The organism is Janibacter sp. GXQ6167 (genome assembly GCF_041365945.1).
Taxonomy (GTDB): domain Bacteria; phylum Actinomycetota; class Actinomycetes; order Actinomycetales; family Dermatophilaceae; genus JBGFSK01.
On the sequence record NZ_JBGFSK010000011.1, the window covers coordinates 25,859 to 45,666 of the forward strand.

General features: G+C 67.2%; 22 protein-coding genes. 5 read left to right on the forward strand and 17 right to left on the reverse strand.

Annotated features, from left to right (window positions below; all coding sequences use genetic code 11):
- Positions 1–51: 51 nt before the first annotated feature.
- Complete coding sequence (locus tag AB8K43_RS14065; protein ID WP_370894838.1) at positions 52–615, forward strand: DUF937 domain-containing protein; 564 nt, start codon at positions 52–54, stop codon at positions 613–615.
- The gene (locus AB8K43_RS14070) at positions 599–1,726 is read left to right on the forward strand and encodes a sorbosone dehydrogenase family protein (protein ID WP_370894839.1); all 1,128 of its coding nucleotides are present in this window, start codon (positions 599–601) and stop codon (positions 1,724–1,726) included. The genes AB8K43_RS14065 and AB8K43_RS14070 overlap by 17 nt, the downstream gene beginning before the upstream one ends.
- Here AB8K43_RS14070 and AB8K43_RS14075 read toward each other — a convergent pair.
- On the reverse strand, positions 1,723–2,640 hold the full coding sequence (locus tag AB8K43_RS14075) for a 2-hydroxyacid dehydrogenase (RefSeq protein WP_370894840.1): 918 nt from the start codon (positions 2,638–2,640) through the stop codon (positions 1,723–1,725). The two genes, AB8K43_RS14070 and AB8K43_RS14075, sit on opposite strands and share 4 nt — an antisense overlap.
- A gap of 18 nt (positions 2,641–2,658) precedes the next feature.
- Here AB8K43_RS14075 and AB8K43_RS14080 point away from each other — a divergent pair, with 18 nt between their 5' ends.
- Entirely contained in the window at positions 2,659–2,985 is a 327-nt protein-coding gene (locus tag AB8K43_RS14080; RefSeq protein ID WP_370894841.1) for a cupin domain-containing protein, read from the forward strand.
- A gap of 13 nt (positions 2,986–2,998) precedes the next feature.
- Here AB8K43_RS14080 and gatB read toward each other — a convergent pair whose 3' ends face one another.
- The 16 genes from gatB to AB8K43_RS14160 form a co-directional block, all read right to left on the reverse strand.
- On the reverse strand, positions 2,999–4,552 hold the full coding sequence (gatB, locus tag AB8K43_RS14085) for an Asp-tRNA(Asn)/Glu-tRNA(Gln) amidotransferase subunit GatB (RefSeq protein ID WP_370894842.1): 1,554 nt from the start codon (positions 4,550–4,552) through the stop codon (positions 2,999–3,001).
- 6 nt (positions 4,553–4,558) lie between these two features.
- Entirely contained in the window at positions 4,559–6,064 is a 1,506-nt protein-coding gene (gene gatA, locus AB8K43_RS14090; protein WP_370894843.1) for an Asp-tRNA(Asn)/Glu-tRNA(Gln) amidotransferase subunit GatA, read from the reverse strand.
- A 55-nt stretch (positions 6,065–6,119) separates the two neighbouring features.
- The gene (gene gatC, locus AB8K43_RS14095; protein ID WP_370894844.1) at positions 6,120–6,416 is read right to left on the reverse strand and encodes an Asp-tRNA(Asn)/Glu-tRNA(Gln) amidotransferase subunit GatC; all 297 of its coding nucleotides are present in this window, start codon (positions 6,414–6,416) and stop codon (positions 6,120–6,122) included.
- An 83-nt stretch (positions 6,417–6,499) separates the two neighbouring features.
- The gene (locus AB8K43_RS14100; RefSeq protein ID WP_370894845.1) at positions 6,500–7,357 is read right to left on the reverse strand and encodes a universal stress protein; all 858 of its coding nucleotides are present in this window, start codon (positions 7,355–7,357) and stop codon (positions 6,500–6,502) included.
- Between the two features lie 17 nt (positions 7,358–7,374).
- Positions 7,375–8,937: a cation acetate symporter gene (locus AB8K43_RS14105; protein ID WP_370894846.1), complete on the reverse strand. Its 1,563-nt coding sequence runs from the start codon at positions 8,935–8,937 to the stop codon at positions 7,375–7,377.
- Entirely contained in the window at positions 8,934–9,290 is a 357-nt protein-coding gene (locus AB8K43_RS14110; protein WP_370894847.1) for a DUF485 domain-containing protein, read from the reverse strand. Before AB8K43_RS14110 ends, AB8K43_RS14105 begins: the two co-directional genes overlap by 4 nt.
- A gap of 139 nt (positions 9,291–9,429) precedes the next feature.
- On the reverse strand, positions 9,430–10,224 hold the full coding sequence (locus AB8K43_RS14115) for a 3-oxoacyl-ACP reductase family protein (RefSeq protein ID WP_370894848.1): 795 nt from the start codon (positions 10,222–10,224) through the stop codon (positions 9,430–9,432).
- A 2-nt stretch (positions 10,225–10,226) separates the two neighbouring features.
- Positions 10,227–10,697 (reverse strand): hydroxyphenylacetyl-CoA thioesterase PaaI, encoded by a 471-nt coding sequence (gene paaI, locus AB8K43_RS14120; RefSeq protein ID WP_370894849.1) that lies wholly within the window; start codon positions 10,695–10,697, stop codon positions 10,227–10,229.
- Positions 10,698–10,701: 4 nt separating this feature from the next.
- On the reverse strand, positions 10,702–12,006 hold the full coding sequence (paaK, locus tag AB8K43_RS14125; RefSeq protein WP_370894850.1) for a phenylacetate--CoA ligase PaaK: 1,305 nt from the start codon (positions 12,004–12,006) through the stop codon (positions 10,702–10,704).
- Between the two features lie 90 nt (positions 12,007–12,096).
- Positions 12,097–13,299: a 3-oxoadipyl-CoA thiolase gene (pcaF, locus tag AB8K43_RS14130; RefSeq protein ID WP_370894851.1), complete on the reverse strand. Its 1,203-nt coding sequence runs from the start codon at positions 13,297–13,299 to the stop codon at positions 12,097–12,099.
- 35 nt (positions 13,300–13,334) lie between these two features.
- Positions 13,335–14,471, reverse strand: a complete 1,137-nt coding sequence (gene paaE, locus AB8K43_RS14135) for a 1,2-phenylacetyl-CoA epoxidase subunit PaaE (RefSeq protein ID WP_370894852.1) — start codon at positions 14,469–14,471, stop codon at positions 13,335–13,337.
- A 57-nt stretch (positions 14,472–14,528) separates the two neighbouring features.
- Positions 14,529–15,020, reverse strand: coding sequence for a 1,2-phenylacetyl-CoA epoxidase subunit PaaD (paaD, locus tag AB8K43_RS14140; RefSeq protein WP_370894853.1), 492 nt, complete (start codon positions 15,018–15,020; stop codon positions 14,529–14,531).
- A 5-nt stretch (positions 15,021–15,025) separates the two neighbouring features.
- Entirely contained in the window at positions 15,026–15,808 is a 783-nt protein-coding gene (paaC, locus tag AB8K43_RS14145) for a 1,2-phenylacetyl-CoA epoxidase subunit PaaC (protein WP_370894854.1), read from the reverse strand.
- On the reverse strand, positions 15,808–16,140 hold the full coding sequence (gene paaB / locus AB8K43_RS14150) for a 1,2-phenylacetyl-CoA epoxidase subunit PaaB (RefSeq protein WP_370894855.1): 333 nt from the start codon (positions 16,138–16,140) through the stop codon (positions 15,808–15,810). Before paaB ends, paaC begins: the two co-directional genes overlap by 1 nt.
- Positions 16,137–17,135 (reverse strand): 1,2-phenylacetyl-CoA epoxidase subunit PaaA, encoded by a 999-nt coding sequence (paaA, locus tag AB8K43_RS14155; RefSeq protein ID WP_370894856.1) that lies wholly within the window; start codon positions 17,133–17,135, stop codon positions 16,137–16,139. Before paaA ends, paaB begins: the two co-directional genes overlap by 4 nt.
- A 175-nt stretch (positions 17,136–17,310) precedes the next feature.
- Positions 17,311–18,123 (reverse strand): enoyl-CoA hydratase/isomerase family protein, encoded by an 813-nt coding sequence (locus AB8K43_RS14160; protein WP_370894857.1) that lies wholly within the window; start codon positions 18,121–18,123, stop codon positions 17,311–17,313.
- Between the two features lie 184 nt (positions 18,124–18,307).
- Here AB8K43_RS14160 and AB8K43_RS14165 point away from each other — a divergent pair, with 184 nt between their 5' ends.
- Both AB8K43_RS14165 and AB8K43_RS14170 read left to right on the forward strand, forming a co-directional pair.
- The gene (locus AB8K43_RS14165) at positions 18,308–18,652 is read left to right on the forward strand and encodes an EthD family reductase (RefSeq protein WP_370894858.1); all 345 of its coding nucleotides are present in this window, start codon (positions 18,308–18,310) and stop codon (positions 18,650–18,652) included.
- Between the two features lie 63 nt (positions 18,653–18,715).
- Positions 18,716–19,798 carry a Zn-dependent alcohol dehydrogenase gene (locus tag AB8K43_RS14170; RefSeq protein WP_370894859.1) on the forward strand — a complete coding sequence of 361 codons (1,083 nt, stop codon included), beginning with the start codon at positions 18,716–18,718 and terminating at the stop codon, positions 19,796–19,798.
- The last annotated feature ends 10 nt before the right edge of the window (positions 19,799–19,808 follow it).

The following is a 19,808-nucleotide window of genomic DNA, read 5'->3' on the forward strand; positions in this document are numbered from 1 at the left end:
GATGACCCGGCGGCAACGACGCCCGCCGCGACCGAGCCAGGAGTGCCCGCCATGTTTGAGATCGACGACGTCCTTGCCAACCTCCCCCTCAGCGACCTCGCGAGTCGTCTCGGGAGTTCCCCGGCCGAGGTCGAGCAGGCCGCCCGCGCCGCGCTCCCGGCCCTGCTCGGTGGTCTCGGAGCGAACGCGCAGGACCCGGCAGGTGCCGACTCGATCGCCCAAGCGCTCGGCCAGCACAGCCCGGGCCTCGTCGACGGCGGCGTCAACCTCGACGAGGTCGATGCCACCGACGGTGAAGCGATCACCAGCCACATCTTCGGCGGTCAGCGCGACGAGGTGGTCTCGCGCCTCGGGGGTGTCTCCGGCGGCGACTCCTCCCTCATCCGCAAGTTGCTGCCGCTCCTCGCACCGATCGTCTTGTCCTACCTCGCCCGTCAGCTCGGCGGACGCTCCGGCGGCACTGCGTCCAGTGGTGCTCCCTCCGGCGGTGCGGTGCAAGACATCCTCGGCTCGATCCTCGGCGGGATGACCAAGGGCGCCGGCGGCTCCGGTGGGTCCGCCGGCTCGATCCTGACCGATGTGCTCGGGGGCGTTCTCGGTGGCGGCCGCCGCTGAGCCCGGACCCGCCCGCAGGCGGCGCCTCGCCGCGCTGACCCTCGCGGGGGTCGTTGCCCTCGCGGGATGTACCAGCGACGAGGCCAGCCCGAGGACCACCGAGCCGGCGAGCACCGAGACGACCAGCATCGAGGTCGCCGACGGGACCGACATCGCGACGGGTCTCGACGTCCCCTGGGAGGCGGCCTTCCTCCCCGACGGGTCGGCATTGGTGACCCTGCGCGACGAGGGACGGGTCGTGCGCGTGCGCTCGGGCGCGGACCCCATCGACCTCGGGGAGATCCCCGGTGTCGTGGCTCAGGGCGAAGGCGGGCTGCTCGGCGCGGCGGTCTCCCCCACCTTCGAGCAGGACCAGCGGGTCTACTTCTATCTGAGCGCCGAACGCGACAATCGCGTGGTGCGAGCGCGCCTCGACGATGACCGGATCAGCGGCGTCGAGCCGATCCTGACCGGCATCCCGAAGGGCAATATCCACAACGGAGGCCGGATCGCTTTCGGTCCCGACAACGAGCTCTACGTGGCGACCGGGGACGCCGGCGACACGTCGCGCTCGCAAGACCGCGATGACCTCGCGGGGAAGATCCTGCGGATCACCCCGGACGGTGAGGCCGCGCCCGGCAACCCCTTCGACTCACCAATCTGGTCGTGGGGCCATCGCAATGTCCAAGGTCTGGCCTGGAGCGAGGACGGCACCATGTGGGCCAGCGAGTTTGGCCAGGGCGACTGGGATGAGCTGAACCGGATCGAGCCCGGTGACAACTACGGCTGGCCGCAGGTCGAGGGCGAAGGGGGCGAACCGGACTTCACCGATCCGGAAGTGGTCTGGGCCACCGGCGATGCCTCACCAAGCGGGATCGCGGTGGGTTCCGATGGCGCGATCTATATCGCCGCGCTGCGTGGGGAGTCGGTGTGGCGAGTGCCCGTCACCGGCTCCGGCGACGATGTCCGAACCGGGACGCCAGAGCGGATCTGGCAGGGCCGCTACGGGCGCATCCGGGATGTCTCCGCCGCCCCGGATGGCACGTTGTGGGTCGTGACGAGTAATACCTTCCGTGGCACTCCTCGCGATGGTGACGACCGGATCGTGGTCCTGCGCCCGCCTGGCTCCTAGCCCGAGTGGACGACGTTGACGGGGTCGTCCCCGCTTGCAGCGCGCCGTAGCTGCTCACGCAGGAGCGCGACCCCCCGCGGCCGGAAAGCGGTCGAGACCCCACCGACGTGCGGGCTGATCAGCACGCCCGGCGCGTGCCACAGCGGATGGTCGGCGGGAAGCGGCTCGGGGTCAGTGACATCGAGCGCGAAGCGCAGTCGACCTGCTTCGGCGAGGGCGGCCTCCGTTGAGAGCACCGGCCCGCGCGAAACATTGACCACGAGCGCGTCATCGGGCAGCAGCGCAAGGTGGCGCTCATCCATCAGGCCGTTGGTGGAATCGGTGAGCGGCGTCAGCAGCACCACGATCTCCTGCTGCGGGAGCAGCTCGTCCAACTCATCGAAGCCATGGATCCTCTCGATGAGGTCGTCCCCGTCGCGGGCCGTCGAGGCGACAGCGGTGAGCTCCACTTCGAAGGGGGCGAGGCGCTGCGCCAACGATCGACCGATCGACCCGTAGCCGAGGATCAGCACGCGCCGGTCGGCGAGGGAAGGGCGGAAGGATCGCGGCAGCCACTCCCCCTTGTCCTGGGCGCGCACGAAGTCGGCGAGCCCCCGCTGCGAGGCGAGGATCAGCCCGACGGCGAGTTCGGCCGTCGAGGCATTGTGGACTCCACCGGCGTTGGCGAGCGCCACACCTTCGGGCAAGACCGGCAGGACCGCCTCGTACCCGGCCGAGAGCACCTGGACAAGGCGCACGCTCGGCCGGTCCCTGATCACCGCGACGGTCTCGGGGCCACCCATATAGCGCCCGATGAAGATCTCGACCTCACCCTCGGGCGGGTCACCGTCTGAATCCCAGACGACGGATTCGACCCCGTCAATCGGTCCGACATCATCGAGCCACTGCTGATCTGGGAACGCTACGAGCACCATCCATGGAAGGCTACTGGGATGGACGCCCTCAATCTGCCCGCGCTCGCCGACGAACTCCTCGCCGAGGCCCAATCGGCCTCATCCGGACGCGCCACGAGGGTCATCCAGCGCAGCGACACCGGCCTGCGCCAGCTGGTGCTCGCGCTCGCGACCGGCCAGGGACTGGGCGATCACCAAAACCCCGGGCATGCCACGCTGCAGGTGATCCGCGGCGCGGTCACCCTGAGCGCGGGCGAGGAGTCCTGGTCCGGCGAGAGCGGCGACTACCTCATCATTCCGCTGCGGACCCATGACCTCAACGCGCACGAGGACTCGGTCGTGATGCTGACCTTCGTCACCGCCTAGGGCTGGGCGCCGATCAGGACTGGCCGAGGGCAGCGAGGATCAACTCGCGGGCCTTCCCGGCATCGGCCTGACCCTTCATCTCCTTCATCACCTGACCGATGAGGGCTCCGGCCGCTTGGACCTTGCCGTCGCGGACCTTCTGCGCGATATCGGGATTGCGTTCGATCACCGCGGTCACCGCGGCCTCGAGGGCCCCGTCGTCTTGGACGAGTTCGAGCCCGCGCGCATCGGCGACCTCGGTCGGTGCGCCCTCACCATCGAGCACGCCATCAAGGACCTGACGGGCCATCTTGTCATTGAGTCGCCCGGACCGGACGAGCCCATCGAGTTCGGCAATGTGCGAGGGGGTGAGATCCACCTTCTCGGCGTAGGTGACGAGGTCGACCCCCTCGCCGTTGGCGCGCCGAGACGGCTCGCCGAGCCACCACTTGCGCGCAGCCTGCGCGGACGCACCCGCCGCGATGGTGGCTTCGATCAGCTCGCTGGCGCCCGCGTTCAGCACGTCGCGCATCTCCAGGTCGGAGTATCCCCACTCGGCCTGGAGGCGCTTGCGGCGCTCCGCCGGCGGCTCGGGCAGGGTCGCGCGCAGACGCTCGACGTCCTCGGCGCTCGGGGCGACCGGGACCAGATCGGGCTCGGGGAAATACCGGTAGTCCTCGGCGTCGGACTTCACCCGACCGCTCGTGGTGATCCCGGTGTCCTCGTGCCAGTGGCGCGTCTCCTGGATGATCGCGCCGCGCTCCTGCAACACCGCGGCGTGGCGGCAGATCTCGTAGCGGACCGAGCGCTCGACGCTGCGAAGGGAGTTGACGTTCTTGGTCTCGCTGCGGGTGCCCATCGGCACGGCCAGCTGCTCCGCAGCGGTCGGGTCATCGCCGACGCGCGGGCGCAGCGAGAGGTTGACGTCGCAGCGCATCGAGCCCTGCTCCATCTTCACGTCCGAGACGTCGAGCGCACGGAGCAGATCGCGCAGCGCCGAGACGTAGGCACGGGCGACCTCCGGAGCGCGCGCACCAGCGCCGACGAGGGGCTTGGTGACGATCTCGATCAGCGGGATCCCCGCCCGGTTGTAGTCGACGAGCGAGTACTCGGCGCCGTGGATCCGACCGGTCGAGCCGCCGACGTGGAGCGACTTGCCGGTGTCCTCTTCCATGTGCGCGCGCTCGATCTCGACGCGGTAGGTCGAGCCATCTTCGAGATCGACATCGAGATAGCCGTCGTGGGCGATCGGCTCGTCGTACTGCGAGGTCTGGAAGTTCTTCGGCATGTCCGGGTAGAAGTAGTTCTTCCGGGCGAAGCGGGACCACGGAGCGATCTCGCAGTGGAGCGCCAGGCCGATCCGGATCGCGGACTCCACGCCGGTCGCGTTCACTACGGGAAGGGCGCCGGGTAGGCCCAGGCAGACCGGGCAGACCTGGGTGTTGGGTTCGGCGCCGAAGGTGGTCGCGCAGCCGCAGAACATCTTGGTCGCGGTCCCGAGCTCGACGTGGACCTCCAGGCCCATCACCGGGTCGTACGAGCCGATCGCCTCGTCGTAGTCGAGCACCGCGTCAGTTGTCGTCGCCATGGAAGGTCAGGCTCCCTTCGTCAGGGCCGGAGCCCGGTCCAGCAGCGGGCCACCCCACTGATCGAGCAGGCGGGCCTCGAGGGCCGCGCCGACGCTGTAGAGGCGCTCGTCGGCCATTGCCGGGGCGAGGATTTGCAGGCCGGCAGGGAGGCCATCCTCGTCGGCGAGGCCACTCGGCAAGGACATGCCAGGCACTCCCGCGAGGTTCGCCGGGATGGTCGCGATGTCGTTTAAGTACATCGCCATCGGGTCGTCGAGCTTGTCCCCGAAGGCGAAGGCCGTGGTCGGCGCGGTCGGGCAGACGAGCACGTCGGCGCGAGCGAAGGCCGCGGCGAAATCATCGGAGATCAGGCGGCGGACCTTTTGCGCGCTGCCGTAATACGCGTCGTAGTAGCCGGACGACAGGGCGTAGGTGCCGAGGATGATCCGGCGCTTGACCTCATCGCCGAAGCCCGCATCGCGGGTCGCGGCCATCACCTGCTCGGCGCTCGGGTCCCCTTCGGGGACGACCCGCATGCCGTAGCGCATGGCATCAAACTTCGCGAGATTGCTGCTCGCCTCGCTCGGCAGGATCAGGTAGTACGCGGCGAGGGCGTACTGGAAGTTGGGGCAGGAGACCTCGACGACCTCGGCGCCGGCCTCGGTGAGGAGCGCGACGGCCTCATCGAAGCGGGCCTGCACGCCGGGCTGGAAGCCCTCACCGGTCAGCTCGCGGACGATGCCGATCTTCATGCCCGAGACGTCGGCGCGGCGCGCCGCCTCGACGACCGACGGCACCGGGGCGTCGATCGAGGTGGAGTCCATCGGGTCGTGTCCACCCATCACCTCATGGAGCAGCGCGGTATCGAGCACCGTGCGGGCGCACGGCCCCGCCTGGTCGAGCGAGGACGCGAGCGCGACGAGCCCATACCGGGAGACACCCCCGTAGGTGGGCTTGACGCCCACGCTGCCGGTGACCGCAGCGGGCTGGCGGATCGAGCCGCCGGTGTCGGTCCCGGTCGCGAGCGGCGCCTGGTAGGACGCGACGACCGCGCTCGACCCACCGCCGGAGCCGCCGGGGATGCGGTTGAGGTCCCACGGGTTGCGGGTCGCCCCGTACGCCGAGTGCTCGGTCGACGAGCCCATCGCGAACTCATCCATGTTGGTCTTGCCGAGGATCGGCATCCCCGCGGCCTTGATTTGGCGCACGACGGTCGCGTCATAGGGCGGGATCCAGCCCTGCAGCATCTTCGACCCGCACGTGGTCGGCATCCCGGTCGTGGTCATCACGTCCTTGACCGCGATCGGCACGCCAGCGAGCTGGTGCAGCGTCTCCCCCTTCGCCCGCGCAGCGTCCACCTCATCGGCGGTCGCGAGGGCCGAATCGGCCGCGACATGCAGGTAGGCGTGGATCGCGGGGTCGACCTCGGCGATCCGGGTGAGGTGGGCTTGCGTGGCCTCGCGGGCGCTCACCTCGCCCGAGGTGAGGGCCTCGGCGAGATCGGCCGCGGTGAGGCGGGTCAGGTCAGTCACGGCAAGGAGATCCTTTGGTCTTTTCGACAGGCGGTGCGAAGGGGGCGAAGCGGCCTTAGTCCTCGTCGAGGATGCGCGGCACCGAGAAGCGCTGCTCCTCGGCGAGCGGCGCGCCGGAGAGGGCCTGCTCTGGGGTGAGCGACGGGCGGACCTCATCGGCGCGGGTCACGTTGACGAGCGGCATCGGGTGGCTCATCGGCTCCACGTCATCGATCGGGGCCTGCTGGACCGTCGCGACGGCGGTCAGGATCACGTCGAGTTCCCCGACCAGGCGGTCCAGTTCGGCCGGGTCGAGGTCGATGCGGGCCAGCCCGGCGAGGTGCGCGACGTCGTCGCGGGTCAGTTCAGACATGGCGCTCAGTCTACGGACCCCTCGGGCATGCCATGGGCCCGCACCGGCGAGTGCCGGACGCGGGCCCATGGGCCGGTGGGGCGTTAGCGAATCACCGCGACCGGGCAGCCCGCGTCGTGGATGATCCGGTGACTCACCGATCCGAGGAGCAGACCGGCGAAGCCCCCGCGACCGCGGGTCCCCACGACGAGGAGCGAGGCGTGTTGGGCAGCATCGCGCAGCACGACGACGGGTGAACCGCGCTCCACCCGACCGGTGACCTCCACATCTGGGAAGCGCTCGGGCAGGACCTGGACGGCCTGATCCACCCAGCCCTGCATCTTCGCTTCCTCCTTGGAGTGCAGTTCCTGCACGCCCACGCGGGCGGCGAACTCGGCCGACAGATGGCCGATCCCACCGACATCCCAGACGCCGACGACCTCCAGCGGAAGGCCCGCCTGTTGCGCGTACTCGGCGGCGAAGAAGCCCGCGTGCACCCCCGAGCGAGAACCGTCGATCCCGACGACCACCGGGCCGTCGGTCGACCACTGCGAGCCCTCGTGATCGCGGATCACGACCACCGGGCATGCGGCATGGGAGGTGACCGCGTACGCCACCGAGCCGAGCAGGGTCGAGGCGGTCTCCCCCTTCCCGCGATTACCCACGACCACGAGGTCCGCCTCGCGCGACATCTCGACGATCGCGCCGGTGATATCGCGGTAGCCGACCTGGGTCTCGATATCGCTCACCCCGAGGTCCTTCGCGTAGCCCACCGCTTCATCGAGCAATGCCGTCGCGGCCTCGACGAATTCGGGCGGGACCCCCATCGCCTCGTCGTAGAGGGTCCGCGGGAGGTTGATCACCGTGAGGATGGTGAGGGCCTGCCCGCACCGCAGGGCATGCTGCGCGGCCCAGTGCAGGGCGTTATGTGACTCCGTACCGGAGTAGGCCACAAGAATCATCAGGGCACCCTCCGTCCTCAGGCTCGGATCCGGATCGACTCATCCTGAGTCGTGGGATCCCCGGGATCGACCTTGGTCACCATCTTGATCCGGATGCGGTCAAAGATCGCGTCGGCCTTGCGCGCCTCATCGCCCTTCGGCTGGGTGAGGAGGGAGACGACCATCATCACGATGAAGCCGACCGGAAGGGAGATGATCGCCGGGCTGGAGATCGGGATGAAGGCGTTCTCGCCGCGGAAGATCGGGCTCTGCAAGATCACGAGCAGCGCGGTCAACAGGCCGAAGACCATGCCCACCGCAACGCCGATAGCAGTCGTCTTGCGCCAGTACATCGTGAGCAGCAGGGCCGGCAGCATGGCGCTCGCCGCCACCGCGATCGCGAGGGTCGCGAGGAAGGCGACGTTGTACTGCTGGGCGACCAGGGCGATCGCGGTGGCGATCGCCGCGCTCACGAAGGTCGCGATCCGAGCGACCGTCAATTGCTGTTTCGGGTCAACCCGGCCCTTCTTCAGCACGTTCGCGTAGAGGTCGTGCGAGATCGCGCCCGAGGTGGCGATGATGAGGCCAGCGAGCGAGGAGAGGATCACGAGGAAGGTCACCGCGGCGACGAAGGCGAGCAAGGTGTCACCGCCGAGGTACTTCCCGAGAGCCGTCACCGTGAGGTTCGGGTTCCCGACCTCCTCCATTAGCCCCTTCCGGCCGCCGTAGAGACTCACCGCGCCGAAGGAGAGGATCGGCATGAAGATGAGGAACCCACTGAAGATCCAGATCGAGGTGACCGCCGAGGAGCGGGCTTCCTTCGCGCTCGGCACGGTGAGGAAGCGCACCAGGATGTGCGGCAGACCGAGGACACCCAAGGTGACGCCGAAGATCAGCGAGAACTGCTCCCACTGAGCGGCGGGGCTTTCGCGCAAGGGCTGGAGCAGCGCCGCGTCCGGAGACGCCTTGATGCTCGCGAAAACCTGCATCGGGTTGAAGCCGAAGTTGCTCAGCACCAGCACGATGAGGACCACACCGGCGATCAGCAGCAGGATCGTCTGGACGATCTGGATGTAGGTCGTCGCGATCATCCCGCCAAAGAGGGTGTAGACGGTCGTGAGCACCGCGATGATGATCGCCGCCCAGAGATAGTCGATCCCGAAGAGGAGCTGGACCAGCAGCGCGGCCCCGACGAACTGGGCGACGACGTAAAGGATCGAGACGACGACCGCGGAGACCCCGATGGTGGCCCGGACATTGTCACTCGGGAAGCGGGTGGCGACCACGTCTCCGAGGGTGAAACGGCCCAGGTTGCGCAGGGGCTCGGCGACGAGCAAGAGCGCGAGGAGGAAGGCCATCGGGATGAAGATCGCGTAGTAGTACCCGTTGAAACCGGAGAAGGCGATCGCCGCCGTGGTCCCGAGGAAGGTGGCCGCCGAGACGAGGTCACCGGCGATGGCGAGGCCATTGCGCTTGCCCGAGATCCGCCCTTGGGCGACGAGGTGGCTCTCGACCGAGGTATTGCGCTTGCCGGCCCACCACGTGATGACGAGGGTGGCACCGATGAAGATGACGAAGAGGACCGCCGCGGTGGTGTTCATCGGGCCTGCTCCTCATCGACCGTGAGCTCACCGGAGATCGCGTCATACCGCTCGGCGATCTCGTCGAGATTGCGCGGGGACAGATCCCGCTCGATCTTGTTCATGCGCGAGCTGTAGATCATCGTGACGATGATGATCACCGGGAATAGCAGGATCGTGTAGGCAAACGCGATCGTCATGTTTTCGGTGATGAAGCCGTCCATCACGGAGGTGAAGTTCGTCAGCACCTGCTGGAGGAAATAGACAAACAAGATGAAGACGACAAGCGGGACAATGAGTTTCTTGCGCCCGGCCTTCATCCCGTCGTAATAGGCCTGCAAATCCTTGGCATCTTGAGCAGAGGGGTGCGCCATCGGAGGTTCCTTCCCTGATTTTGGTGGGCCGTCGTCGGCCCGGTCATTGGCGACACCGTCGTCGCCGAGCGGTCCTAAAGCTGCGCTCCTTCCTGAACTGACCGCCGGGCCCGCAGGGGTGAGGGCCCGAGGCGGGTGGTCACATGTGCTTGCCGCCGTTGACCTGCCAGACCTGGCCGGTGACGTATGCGGCATCGTCGGAGGCGAGATAACTGACCGTGCCCGCAACCTCGGCGGGCTCGCCGAAGCGGTAGATCGGGATCTCGCTGTGCAGTGCATCCCGGATGCCGTCAGGGATCGCCTGAACCATCTCGGTGTTGATGACGCCGGGACTCACGCAGTTGACCGTGAGCCCGGGTCCTTCGCCCAGTTGCCCCTTCTTACCCATCAGATAGGCCACTTCACGGGCGATGCTCTTGGTGAGCCCGTAGAGACCGGACTTGGAGGCCGAGTAGTTGGCCTGGCCCATATTGCCGATGTCACCGACGATCGAGCCGATGCTGATAATCCGGCCGGTGCCGCGCGGAAGCATGTGGCGCAACGCGGCTTGGGTGGTGAAGAAGGTTCCTGAGAGGTTCACGGCGATGACCGAGTTCCAGTCCTCCTCGCTCATTTTGATCACGAGGCGGTCGGAGTTGGTCCCGGCGTTGTTGACGAGGACGTCCAGTTGGCCGTGCGTGTCGATGACCTCATCGACGAGGCGCCGGCAATCATCGGCGATCCCGATATTGGCCTGGTGCACGCTGAGGTGAGCGTCCGGGAAACGCTCGCGCAGATCGGTCGCGAACTCCTCGGCTGCCGAGGCGTTGCCGGCGTAGGCGACGGCCACTTTGGCACCGTCTTCGGCCAGTCGGCGAGAGATCGCCGCCCCGATCCCTCGGGTGCCTCCGGTTACCAGGGCGACCTTGCCATCAAGTCGGGCAGATCCGCTCATGATCAACTCCGTTCAATCGTGCGAGACGTCCCGCGGAATTGCGCGACGACACCTCGATCATTGCGAACCTCGATGTCGTAGAGACCGTTTCGGCCCCATTTGCTGACCTCTCGGGCAGTGGCGACGAGGAGGTCCCCTTGATGGGCCGGCGCGAGGTACTGGATCGAGACCGCAGCGGCCACGGTGACCGGCCCATAGGAGTTGCACGCGCAGGCGAAGGCGGTGTCGGCGACGGTGAAGATGTAGCCGCCATGACAGGTGGCATGCCCCTGCAGCATCTGCTCCGTGACCCGCATGGTGACCGTCGCCGAGCCAAGATGGAGCTCGGTGACTTCCATGCCGAGGTGAGCCGAGGCGAGATCGTCGCGCAGCATCCGCTCGACCGCCGAGAAGTCGATGTCGGGATCCGTGTGAGGCATGGGGATCCCCGCCGACCCGGCACCCGCCGGGTCGGCCGCTGATGAATCGTTCATCGCGTCAGAGGTTCCGCTGATCGACAAGGCGCTTGGCCTTGCCTTCGGAGCGGGGCAGGGTCTTCGGAGGCAGGATCTCGACGTGGGTGGAGACCCCGATCACGTCCTTGATCCGGCCCTTCACCTGCTTGGCGAGGGTGTGCCGATCCGAATCCTGGACGATGTCGCGGGTCTCGACGAGCACATCGAGGGTGTCCATGCGACCGGACTTCTTCAGCACCAGTTGGTACTGCGCCACGAGCCCTGGAATCCCGAGGATGATCTCCTCGATCTGGCTGGGGAAGAGGTTCACGCCCCGCAGGATGATCATGTCGTCGCTGCGGCCGGTGATCTTTTCGATCCGGCGGAAGGAGCGCGCGGTCCCCGGGAGCAGACGGGTGAGGTCGCGGGTGCGGTAGCGCACGATCGGGAAGGCTTCCTTGGTGAGCGAGGTGAAGACGAGTTCGCCCTCCTGCCCATCCGGCAGCACTTCGCCGGTCTCCGGGTCGATGATCTCCGGGTAGAAGTGGTCCTCCCAGACGTGCAGGCCATCCTTGGTCTCGACGCACTCGTTGGCGACGCCGGGGCCGACCACTTCGGACAGGCCATAGATGTCGACGGCGTGCATGTCGAGCTTGGCTTCCATCTCGCGGCGCATCTCCTCGGTCCAGACCTCGGCGCCGAAGACACCGGCCTTCATGGACGTCGTGCGCGGGTCGATGCCGTGGCGCTCCATCTCATCGAGAAGGGTCATCATGTACGACGGCGTCACCACGATGATGTCGGGCTTGAAGTCCTGGATGAGCTGAATCTGGCGCTCGGTCTGGCCACCGGACATCGGGACCACCGCGCAGCCCAGCCGCTCGGCGCCGGCGTGCAGACCAAGGCCGCCGGTGAAGAGGCCATAGCCGTAGGCGTTGTGGATGAGCATCCCCTTGCGGCCGCCGGCGGCCCGGATCGACCGGGCGACCACATCGGCCCACATGTTGAGGTCGTTTTGGGTGTATCCGACGACGATCGGCTTGCCAGTGGTGCCCGACGACCCGTGGATGCGACGGACCTGATCCATCGGGACGGCGAACATGCCGAAGGGGTAGGTGTCGCGCAGGTCGTTTTTGACCGTGAAGGGGAACTTCGCGAGGTCGCTCAGCTCCTTGAGGTCGTTGGGGTGAATCCCGACCTCGTCGAAGCGGTCGCGGTACATCGCGACGTTGCGGTAGGCGTGGTTCAGCGACCACTTCATCCGCTCCAGTTGGACGGACTGAATCTCATCGGTCGAGGCCCGCTCGATGGGTTCGAGGTCGATGGTCCGAGGGGTGAGGTCTTCCATGGATGGTTCCTTTGCGTGACGACGCTGTGACGCGAGAGATATCGATGAGGAGGAGGCGCTGCCGATCGGCAGCGAACACGCGAAAAGCCGCTAGACCCGTTCAACCAAGAGCGAAATGCCTTGTCCCACCCCCACGCACATCGTGGCCACGGCCCGGTCGGCCTGGCGGTGCCCGAGCTCGAGCGCGGAGGTGAGGACAAGCCGCGCACCGGTCGCCCCGAGGGGGTGGCCGAGGGCGATCGCCCCGCCATGGGGATTGACGTGCTCGGCGTCGTCGGGCAGCCCGAGTTCTCGGGTCACCGCGAGCGCCTGGGCCGCGAAGGCTTCGTTGAGCTCGACGATGTCGATGTCACTCATGGCAAGGCCATGGCGATCGAGCAACTTGCGGGTGGAAAAGATCGGGCCGACGCCCATGATCCGGGGCTCAACCCCCGCGGTAGCGGCGCCGCTGACCTTGGCGATCGGCGTGAGGCCGTACTTCTCCACCGCCCGCTCCGAGGCGAGCAGCACGACGGCTCCACCATCGTTGACGCCAGAGGCGTTCCCGGCCGTCACCGATCCCCCTTCGCGGAAGGGGGTCTTGAGCTTCGCGAGCGCCTCCAGCGAGGTCTGGCGCGGGTGCTCGTCGGTGTCGACGACGATGGGCTCGCCCTTGCGCTGCGGGATCGAGATCGCGGTGATCTCCTCGGCGAAGCGTCCCTGCGCGATCGCGGCGGCGGCGCGTTCTTGCGAGCGCATCGCGAACGCGTCTTGATCCTCCCGCGAGACTCCGAACTCCGCCGCGACATTCTCGGCCGTCTCCGGCATCGAGTCGGACCCGAATTGCGCGTGGATCTTAGGGTTCGTAAAGCGCCACCCGATCGTCGTGTCGTACACCTCGGCGGAGCGGCTCCAGGCCGAGCCGGCCTTCGGCATGACGAAGGGGGCCCTGGTCATTGACTCCACGCCACCGGCGATGATCAGGTCGGCCTCGCCGCACCGAATCGCGCGCATGCCCATCGCAATCGCATCCGCTCCCGACCCGCAGAGCCGGTTGACCGTCGTCCCTGAGACGCTGACGGGCAGGCCCGAGAGCAGGACCGCCATGCGGGCGACATCACGGTTGTCCTCCCCCGCCTGGTTGGCGTTGCCGAGGATCACGTCATCGACGTCGGCCCAGTCGACGTCCGGCAAGCGGGTCGTGAGCTCCCTGATGAGCTCGGCGACCAGGTCGTCCGGTCGGACGCTAGCCAGGGCTCCTCCGTAGCGGCCGAAGGCGCTCCGGGTGCCGGTGACGATAAATGCCTCGCTCACAACTCTCCTTAGGTCGGATCTCGGGGGTCGATCGATCACACGTCGAAGTCGACGGTGACCGTCTCGCTCGTTGGGAAGGACTGGCAGGCGAGGACATATCCCTTGTCGACCTCATCGGCTTCCAGGGCGTAGTTCTGCACCATGTCGACGCTGCCCTCGAGCACCTTGCACCGGCAGGTCCCGCAGACGCCGTTCTTGCAGGCGTAGGGCACCTCGGAGCGAATCTTGCGAGCGGCGTCGAGGATCGTGTCGGTGTTGGGCGGCAGGGTGAAGGTGGTGGAGCGCCCTTCGAGGTGGACGGTCACCTCGGCGCCATCCCCCTTGACCTTGACCTCGGTCTTCGGGCGCGGCGGCGCGGTGCTGACGTGGAAGAGCTCGCGGTGGATGTCCGCGTCGGCCACCCCGCGCTCCATTAGGACCTCGCGGGCCATATCGGTCATCGGCAACGGCCCGCAGAGGAACCACTCATCGACATCGCGGCCACCCGCGCCGTCGAAGATCGCCCGGAGGCGGTCCTCGTCCAGCCGGCCGCTCAGCAACTCGGTCTCGGTGGACTCACCGTCGAGGACATGGAAGGCATCGAAGCGGTCCATATAGGTGTTCTTCAGGTCCTCGAGCTCCTCGAGGAACATGATGCTGTGGGCGGCGACGTTGACGAAGATCAAGGTGGCCCGCGCCTGCTCGTCATCGGCGAGCGCCGTCGAGAGGATCGAGAGCACCGGGGTGATGCCGGAGCCCGCCGCGATCGCACCGATGTGCTTGCCGTGGCCCTCACCGAGCTCGGTCGTAAAGGTCCCGCTCGGGCTCAGCACCTCCAACGAGTCACCGACCCGCAGTCGCTCGATGGCGTAATTCGAAAAGACGCCATCGACCAGACGCTTGACGCCAATGCGCAACGTTCCCGACCCCGCCGGGGCGCAGATGGAGTAGTTACGGCGGATGTCATCGCCGGCGATCGTGGCCCGCACGGCGACGTGCTGGCCGGGTAGGTAGGCGAAATCCTCGGCGAGATGATCGGGCACCTCGAAGGTGATCGCCACCGCGTCATCGGTGATCCGGTCGAGTTCCTTGACCTTCAGGACATGGAACCCGATCCGCTTCTTCGGCGCGGGGCCGTCGTCCTTGGTGGTGCTGGCGAATGCTGCCTTGGCCCGCTGAACCGAGGTCGTCATGGTCTTTCCTCACCTTCGCTTCGTTGCGTGGGGTGTCACGATCAATCGGCCGGGCCGCTAGATCGCTTTGAAGTAATCGAAGGGCTCGGCGCACTGGGTGCAGATGTACGCCGCCTTGCAGGCCGTCGAACCGAAGCGCGATGACTCCCGAGCCACCCCACCGCACTGCGGACAGAGGACCGTCGGGGCCGGAGGGCACGCCGACAGCGTCACCGAGACCGGCCCTCGGGGGGCGCCAGCGGCGGGCGGAGCGATGCCGAACTCTCGCAACTTGCGTCGCCCGTCCTCGCTCATCCAGTCGGTGGTCCAGGCCGGGGACAGCACGGTCGTGACCCGGACCGACTCGTGGCCCGCTCCTTCAAGCGCCGCACGGACGTCGGCCTCAATCTGCGCCATCGCCGGACATCCGCTGTAGGTAGGGGTGATCACCACCTCCACGGTCCCGTCCGGGTGCTCGATGACCTCGCGCAAGATGCCGAGGTCCTCGATGGTGAGGACCGGGATCTCCGGGTCGGTCACCGCCGCGAGGGCGGCGCGCGGGTCGGTCATGACCGTCACCACTGCGCGCCGGGGTGGAGCCGGTGGATGTACTGCATCTCGGCGAGGAGATAGCCGAGGTGCTCGCTGTGAAGTCCCTGGCGACCGGTGCCCTGGCGGAACCCGCGCTCGGGCTTGGTCAGCGTGGCCTCGGCGAAGACCTCGGTAACCGTCGCGTCCCAGGCGCTCATCAGCGCCTCCGGATGCGGGGCGAGCCCATGGCTCGCCATCTCCTCGACGACCGGGTCGACCTCGGCGAAGTCCCCGGCGAGCGGCCAGAGCGCATCGACGGCGTCCTGGATCCGGGCATGGCTCTCCGCGGTCCCGTCGCCGAGGCGAATCACCCAGCCCGCGGCGTGCTCGAGGTGGTAGCGTGCCTCCTTCACCGACTTCGCGGCGATCTCGGCCAGCCGCGAATCGGCGGAGTCCACGAGCCGCTCCCAAAGCGGAAGGGCGTAGGCGCTGTAGTAGAAGAGTTGCGCGATCAACTGATCGAAGTGGTGAACCGTCGGTTGCTCGACGAGCAGCAGGCTGCGGAACTCGTGCTCTTCGCGCAAGAAGGCCAGGTCGTCTTCGGTGTTGCCCTCGCCCTCGATCTCACCGGCGTAGGTGAGCAGGAGTCGGGCCTGCCCGAGCAGGTCCAAGCCGATATTGACAAGCGCCATGTCCTCTTCGAGCTGAGGGGCCCAACTCGCCCACTCGGCCACGCGATGGCTGAGGATGAGGGAGTCGTCGGCGAGCCGAATCACGTATTCGAAACGGTCCTTACGGGCGACGTCCTGCACTGCGGTCGCGGCCATCACATCTGCACCCCGGCCGGCACGTCGTAGAAGGTCGGGTGGCGGTAGATCTTGTCCGCGGCGGGCTCGAAGAAGGCGTCCTTCTCGTCGGGCGCGCTCGCCACGATGTCCTTGGCCTTCGCCACCCAGATCGAGACACCCTCCTGGCGGCGGGTATAGAGATCCCGGGCGTTCTTCAGCGCCATTTGCGGATCGGGCGCGTGGATCGAGCCGACGTGGTTGTGCGATAGCCCTCGGCGGGCCCGCACAAACACCTCGTAGAGATCCCATGAGTCGCGCTCGGTGCTGGGCCGCGGCTCGGTGATCGCGGGGGTCACGGTGTCATCGCTCATGCTGCGTCCTCCGTCTGCGTGCGCTTGGCCTGCTTGGCGGCGTAAGCGTTGGCCGCTTCCCGGACCCAGCGGCCTTCGTTGTGTGCCTGGTTGCGGTGATCAAGCCGCTTCTTGTTGGCGGGCCCATCGCCCTTGACGACCCGGAACATCTCGTCCCAGTCGATCGGGCCGAAGTCGTAGTGGCCGCGCTCTTCGTTCCACTTCAGATGCGGGTCCGGGAAGGTCATCCCGAGGACCTCGACCTGGGGGACGCACATGTCGATGAACTTTTGACGCAGCTCATCGTTGGTGTGGCGCTTGATCTTCCAGGCCATCGACTGGGCGGTGTGCGAGGACTGGGCGTCCGGCGGGCCGAACATCATCAGCGCCGGCCACCACCAGCGGTTGATCGCGTCCTGGCACATCCGGCGCTGCTCCTCGGTGCCCTGAGAAAGGACGTAGAGCGACTCGTAGCCCTGGCGCTGGTGGAAGGACTCTTCCTTGCAGATCCGGATCATCGCCCGCGCGTACGGACCGTAGGACGTCCGACAGAGCGGGACCTGATTCATGATCGCGGCGCCGTCGACGAGCCAGCCGATCGCCCCCATATCCGCCCAGGTCACGGCCGGGTAGTTAAACACCGACGAGTACTTGTGCTTGCCGCGGTGCAGGAGGTCCATCGCCTCGTCGCGGCTCATGCCGAGGGTTTCCATCGCCGAGTAGAGGTACTGCCCGTGACCGGCCTCGTCTTGCACCTTGGCCATCAGGATCGCCTTGCGGCGCAGGCTCGGCACCCGGGTGATGAAGTTGCCCTCGGGCTGCATCCCGATGATCTCGGAGTGCGCGTGCTGAGCGATCTGCCGGATCATCGTCTGGCGATACGCCTCAGGCATCCAGTCCCGCGGTTCGATCCGCGAGTCCTGCTCAATGATTGCGTCGAAGGCGGCTTGACCGGCCTCATCAACGGTCTCGTCGAGGACCTTGGACTGGTCCTCACCGAAGGTTGCTCCGTACATGGCTATCGCCCTTCTCGCACCGCATCGTGCGTTTGCTTCGAGGCATCCGATCGACCCGCACCGGCCGGTCGGTGACCGAGGACACATATATTAGTGACCGGTCGTTCGGTTTGTCCAATATATCTCACACCTGGAGACGGACCCCGAACGACCGGCGAAGGGGGTGGCCCTGCTGCTATAGCGGACCGGGGCCGTCGAAGGTGGGGCGGCGCTTCTCCCGGCGGGCGTCGACCCCTTCCTTGGCATCCGGGCCGGTGAAGCCCAGGAACTCGAGGGCCAGCGAGGTGTCGAAGGTCGGACCGGCCATCCGCAGCCAGTTGTTGAGGGCGTACTTGGTCCAACGCAACGCCGAGGCGGACCCGTCGCGGAGCCGTTCGGCGATCTCGAGGGCCTTGTCGTTGGCGCCGCCGTCGTCGACAACCAGCGAGATCAGACCCATGCGCTCGGCCTCTTCACCGCTCATCGGTTCGCACAGCATCAGGTGGTACTTGCTCTTGGCGAGCCCGATGAGCAGCGGCCAGACGATGGCGGCATGGTCGCCGGCGGCCACCCCGATCCGGGTATGCCCATCGATGATCCGCGCCGAGCGCCCCGCGATCGAGATGTCGGCGAGCAGCCCGATCACGAGGCCCGCGCCGACAGCTGGACCTTCCATCGCCGAGACCACCGGCTTGTCGCAATTGATCACGTTGTAGACCAGATCGCGGGCTTCGCGCCAGACGACCGCGCGGTCACCGAAGTCATTGATGATGTCGTCGATCATGTCGAAGTCGCCGCCGGCGGAGAAGGCGCCACCCTCTCCTCGCACGACGACCACATCGACCTCGGGGTCGCGAGCAACCGTGAGCCAGACATCGGCGAGGTCGCGGTGCATCCGCCGGTCGGCGGCATTGAGTTTGCCGGGAGCATTCATCACGATTTCGAGAATCGAGGGACGAGTCTGCTCGAAACTCAGCGAGGGGAACTGCTCGGCGTAGCGCTCTTTCACGAAGCCTTCTCCTTTGACATGGATCGTGGAACGAAGGGGGCGGCGCGCCGGCGTCGACGAACCGGGCCCGCACCCTTCCACCGTCCCGGCGTGCCGTGTATAGTTAACCCGAACGGTCGGTCAATAAAGCACTCTAGCGTGACTCGACCGCCCGCGATCGTCACCGCCGACGAAGGGAGAACTCGTGGCACGCTTCGTCGCGATCTACCGGGAACGACCCGATGCCGAGGCCGCAGCCGACTTTGAGCGGGCCTACCGCCAGACTCATCTCCCTCTCGTCGCCCGAACGCCCGGGCTCATCTCGGCCGAGGTCTCGGCGGCGCGTAAGACCCTCGCCGGCGAACCCGTGCAATTCATCGCCGAGATGACCTTCGCCGACCGCGAATCCATGAGCGCAGCCCTGCGCACCCCGCAGTGGGCCGCCGCTGGCAAAAACCTCGCCGAGATCGGCGGTCTCGAGATCGCCACCCTGGTGATCCTGGACGACCCCGAGCCGGTCGACCTCGGTGCCGCCGACACATCCGCTTAAACCCCATGTGAAACGTGCCGGCACCCACCGCCGGCCCGATCGACCTTACGAAGGAGTCCGCCCGTGAAGGCTGCGATCTTGGAGTCAGCTCCCGGGGAACTGATCGTGATCGACGATGTCGAGCACGACGCCCCCGGGCCGCGCGAAGTCGTCATCCAGACCGCTGCGGCCGGGGTGTGCCACTCCGACCTGCACTACATGCAAGGCAAGTACCGGACCCGTCTGCCCACGGTGGTCGGCCACGAGGCGGCCGGTGTCGTCGTCGACGTCGGCTCGGATGTCTCCTATGTCGCCCCCGGCGACCACGTGATCACCTGCCTGTCGGTCTTTTGCGGCACCTGCGAGTACTGCCTCTCCGGCCGCCTCGTCCTCTGTTCCAAGCGCGGGACCCGCCGCGCCCGGGGTCAAAAGCAGCGCCTCAGCCGTGGTGGGGAGGACATCCACCAGTTCCTCGACGTCTCCGCCTTCGCCGAGCGGATGTTGGTCCACGAAAACGCGGTCGCCAAGATCACCCCCGACCTCCCCTTGGACCGAGCGGCCCTGCTCGGCTGCGCCGTCACCACCGGGATGGGCGCCGTCGGGCGGACCGCCCAGGTCCCGATCGGCGCGAGCGTCGTCGTGATCGGCGCCGGCGGCGTCGGCCTCAATGTCATCCAGGGGGCTCGGATCGCCGGAGCCGGGCGGATCATCGCGGTCGACCGGCTGGACTCCAAGTTGGCGACCGCGATCGATTTCGGAGCGACCGAGACCATCAACGCCTCCGAGATTGACGCGGTCGAGGCCGTTAAAGACCTGACCGGTGGCGGGGTTGACTTCGCCTTCGAGGCGATCGGCCTGAAGGAAACGACGGAGCAGGCCTTCGCCATGCTCCGCCCCGGAGGCACCGCCGTCGTCGTCGGCATGATCCCGCTCGGGACCTCGATCGAACTACCCGGCGTGGACTTCATGTTCGAAAAGCGCTTGGTCGGCTCGCTCATGGGCTCCAACAACTTCCGCACCGATATGCCCCGCTACGCGCAGCTCTACGCCGAGGGCCGCCTCAAGCTCGACGAGTTGGTCTCGGCGCGGATCGGTCTGGAAGAGGTCAACTCGGCCTTCGCCCAGATGGAGGCCGGTTCGGTCGCTCGCAGCGTCATCGTCTTTTAACCGAAGAAGG

Coding starts and splice junctions, on each gene's coding strand:
- AB8K43_RS14065 (WP_370894838.1), top strand. CDS start 52: ATGTTTGAGATCGACGACGTCCTTGCCAACCTCCCCCTCAGCGACCTC.
- AB8K43_RS14075 (WP_370894840.1), bottom strand. CDS start 2,640: ATGGTGCTCGTAGCGTTCCCAGATCAGCAGTGGCTCGATGATGTCGGA.
- AB8K43_RS14080 (WP_370894841.1), top strand. CDS start 2,659: ATGGACGCCCTCAATCTGCCCGCGCTCGCCGACGAACTCCTCGCCGAG.
- gatB (WP_370894842.1), bottom strand. CDS start 4,552: ATGGCGACGACAACTGACGCGGTGCTCGACTACGACGAGGCGATCGGC.
- gatC (WP_370894844.1), bottom strand. CDS start 6,416: ATGTCTGAACTGACCCGCGACGACGTCGCGCACCTCGCCGGGCTGGCC.
- AB8K43_RS14100 (WP_370894845.1), bottom strand. CDS start 7,357: ATGATTCTTGTGGCCTACTCCGGTACGGAGTCACATAACGCCCTGCAC.
- AB8K43_RS14105 (WP_370894846.1), bottom strand. CDS start 8,937: ATGAACACCACCGCGGCGGTCCTCTTCGTCATCTTCATCGGTGCCACC.
- AB8K43_RS14110 (WP_370894847.1), bottom strand. CDS start 9,290: ATGGCGCACCCCTCTGCTCAAGATGCCAAGGATTTGCAGGCCTATTAC.
- AB8K43_RS14115 (WP_370894848.1), bottom strand. CDS start 10,224: ATGAGCGGATCTGCCCGACTTGATGGCAAGGTCGCCCTGGTAACCGGA.
- paaI (WP_370894849.1), bottom strand. CDS start 10,697: ATGAACGATTCATCAGCGGCCGACCCGGCGGGTGCCGGGTCGGCGGGG.
- paaK (WP_370894850.1), bottom strand. CDS start 12,006: ATGGAAGACCTCACCCCTCGGACCATCGACCTCGAACCCATCGAGCGG.
- paaE (WP_370894852.1), bottom strand. CDS start 14,471: ATGACGACCTCGGTTCAGCGGGCCAAGGCAGCATTCGCCAGCACCACC.
- paaD (WP_370894853.1), bottom strand. CDS start 15,020: ATGACCGACCCGCGCGCCGCCCTCGCGGCGGTGACCGACCCGGAGATC.
- paaC (WP_370894854.1), bottom strand. CDS start 15,808: ATGGCCGCGACCGCAGTGCAGGACGTCGCCCGTAAGGACCGTTTCGAA.
- paaB (WP_370894855.1), bottom strand. CDS start 16,140: ATGAGCGATGACACCGTGACCCCCGCGATCACCGAGCCGCGGCCCAGC.
- paaA (WP_370894856.1), bottom strand. CDS start 17,135: ATGTACGGAGCAACCTTCGGTGAGGACCAGTCCAAGGTCCTCGACGAG.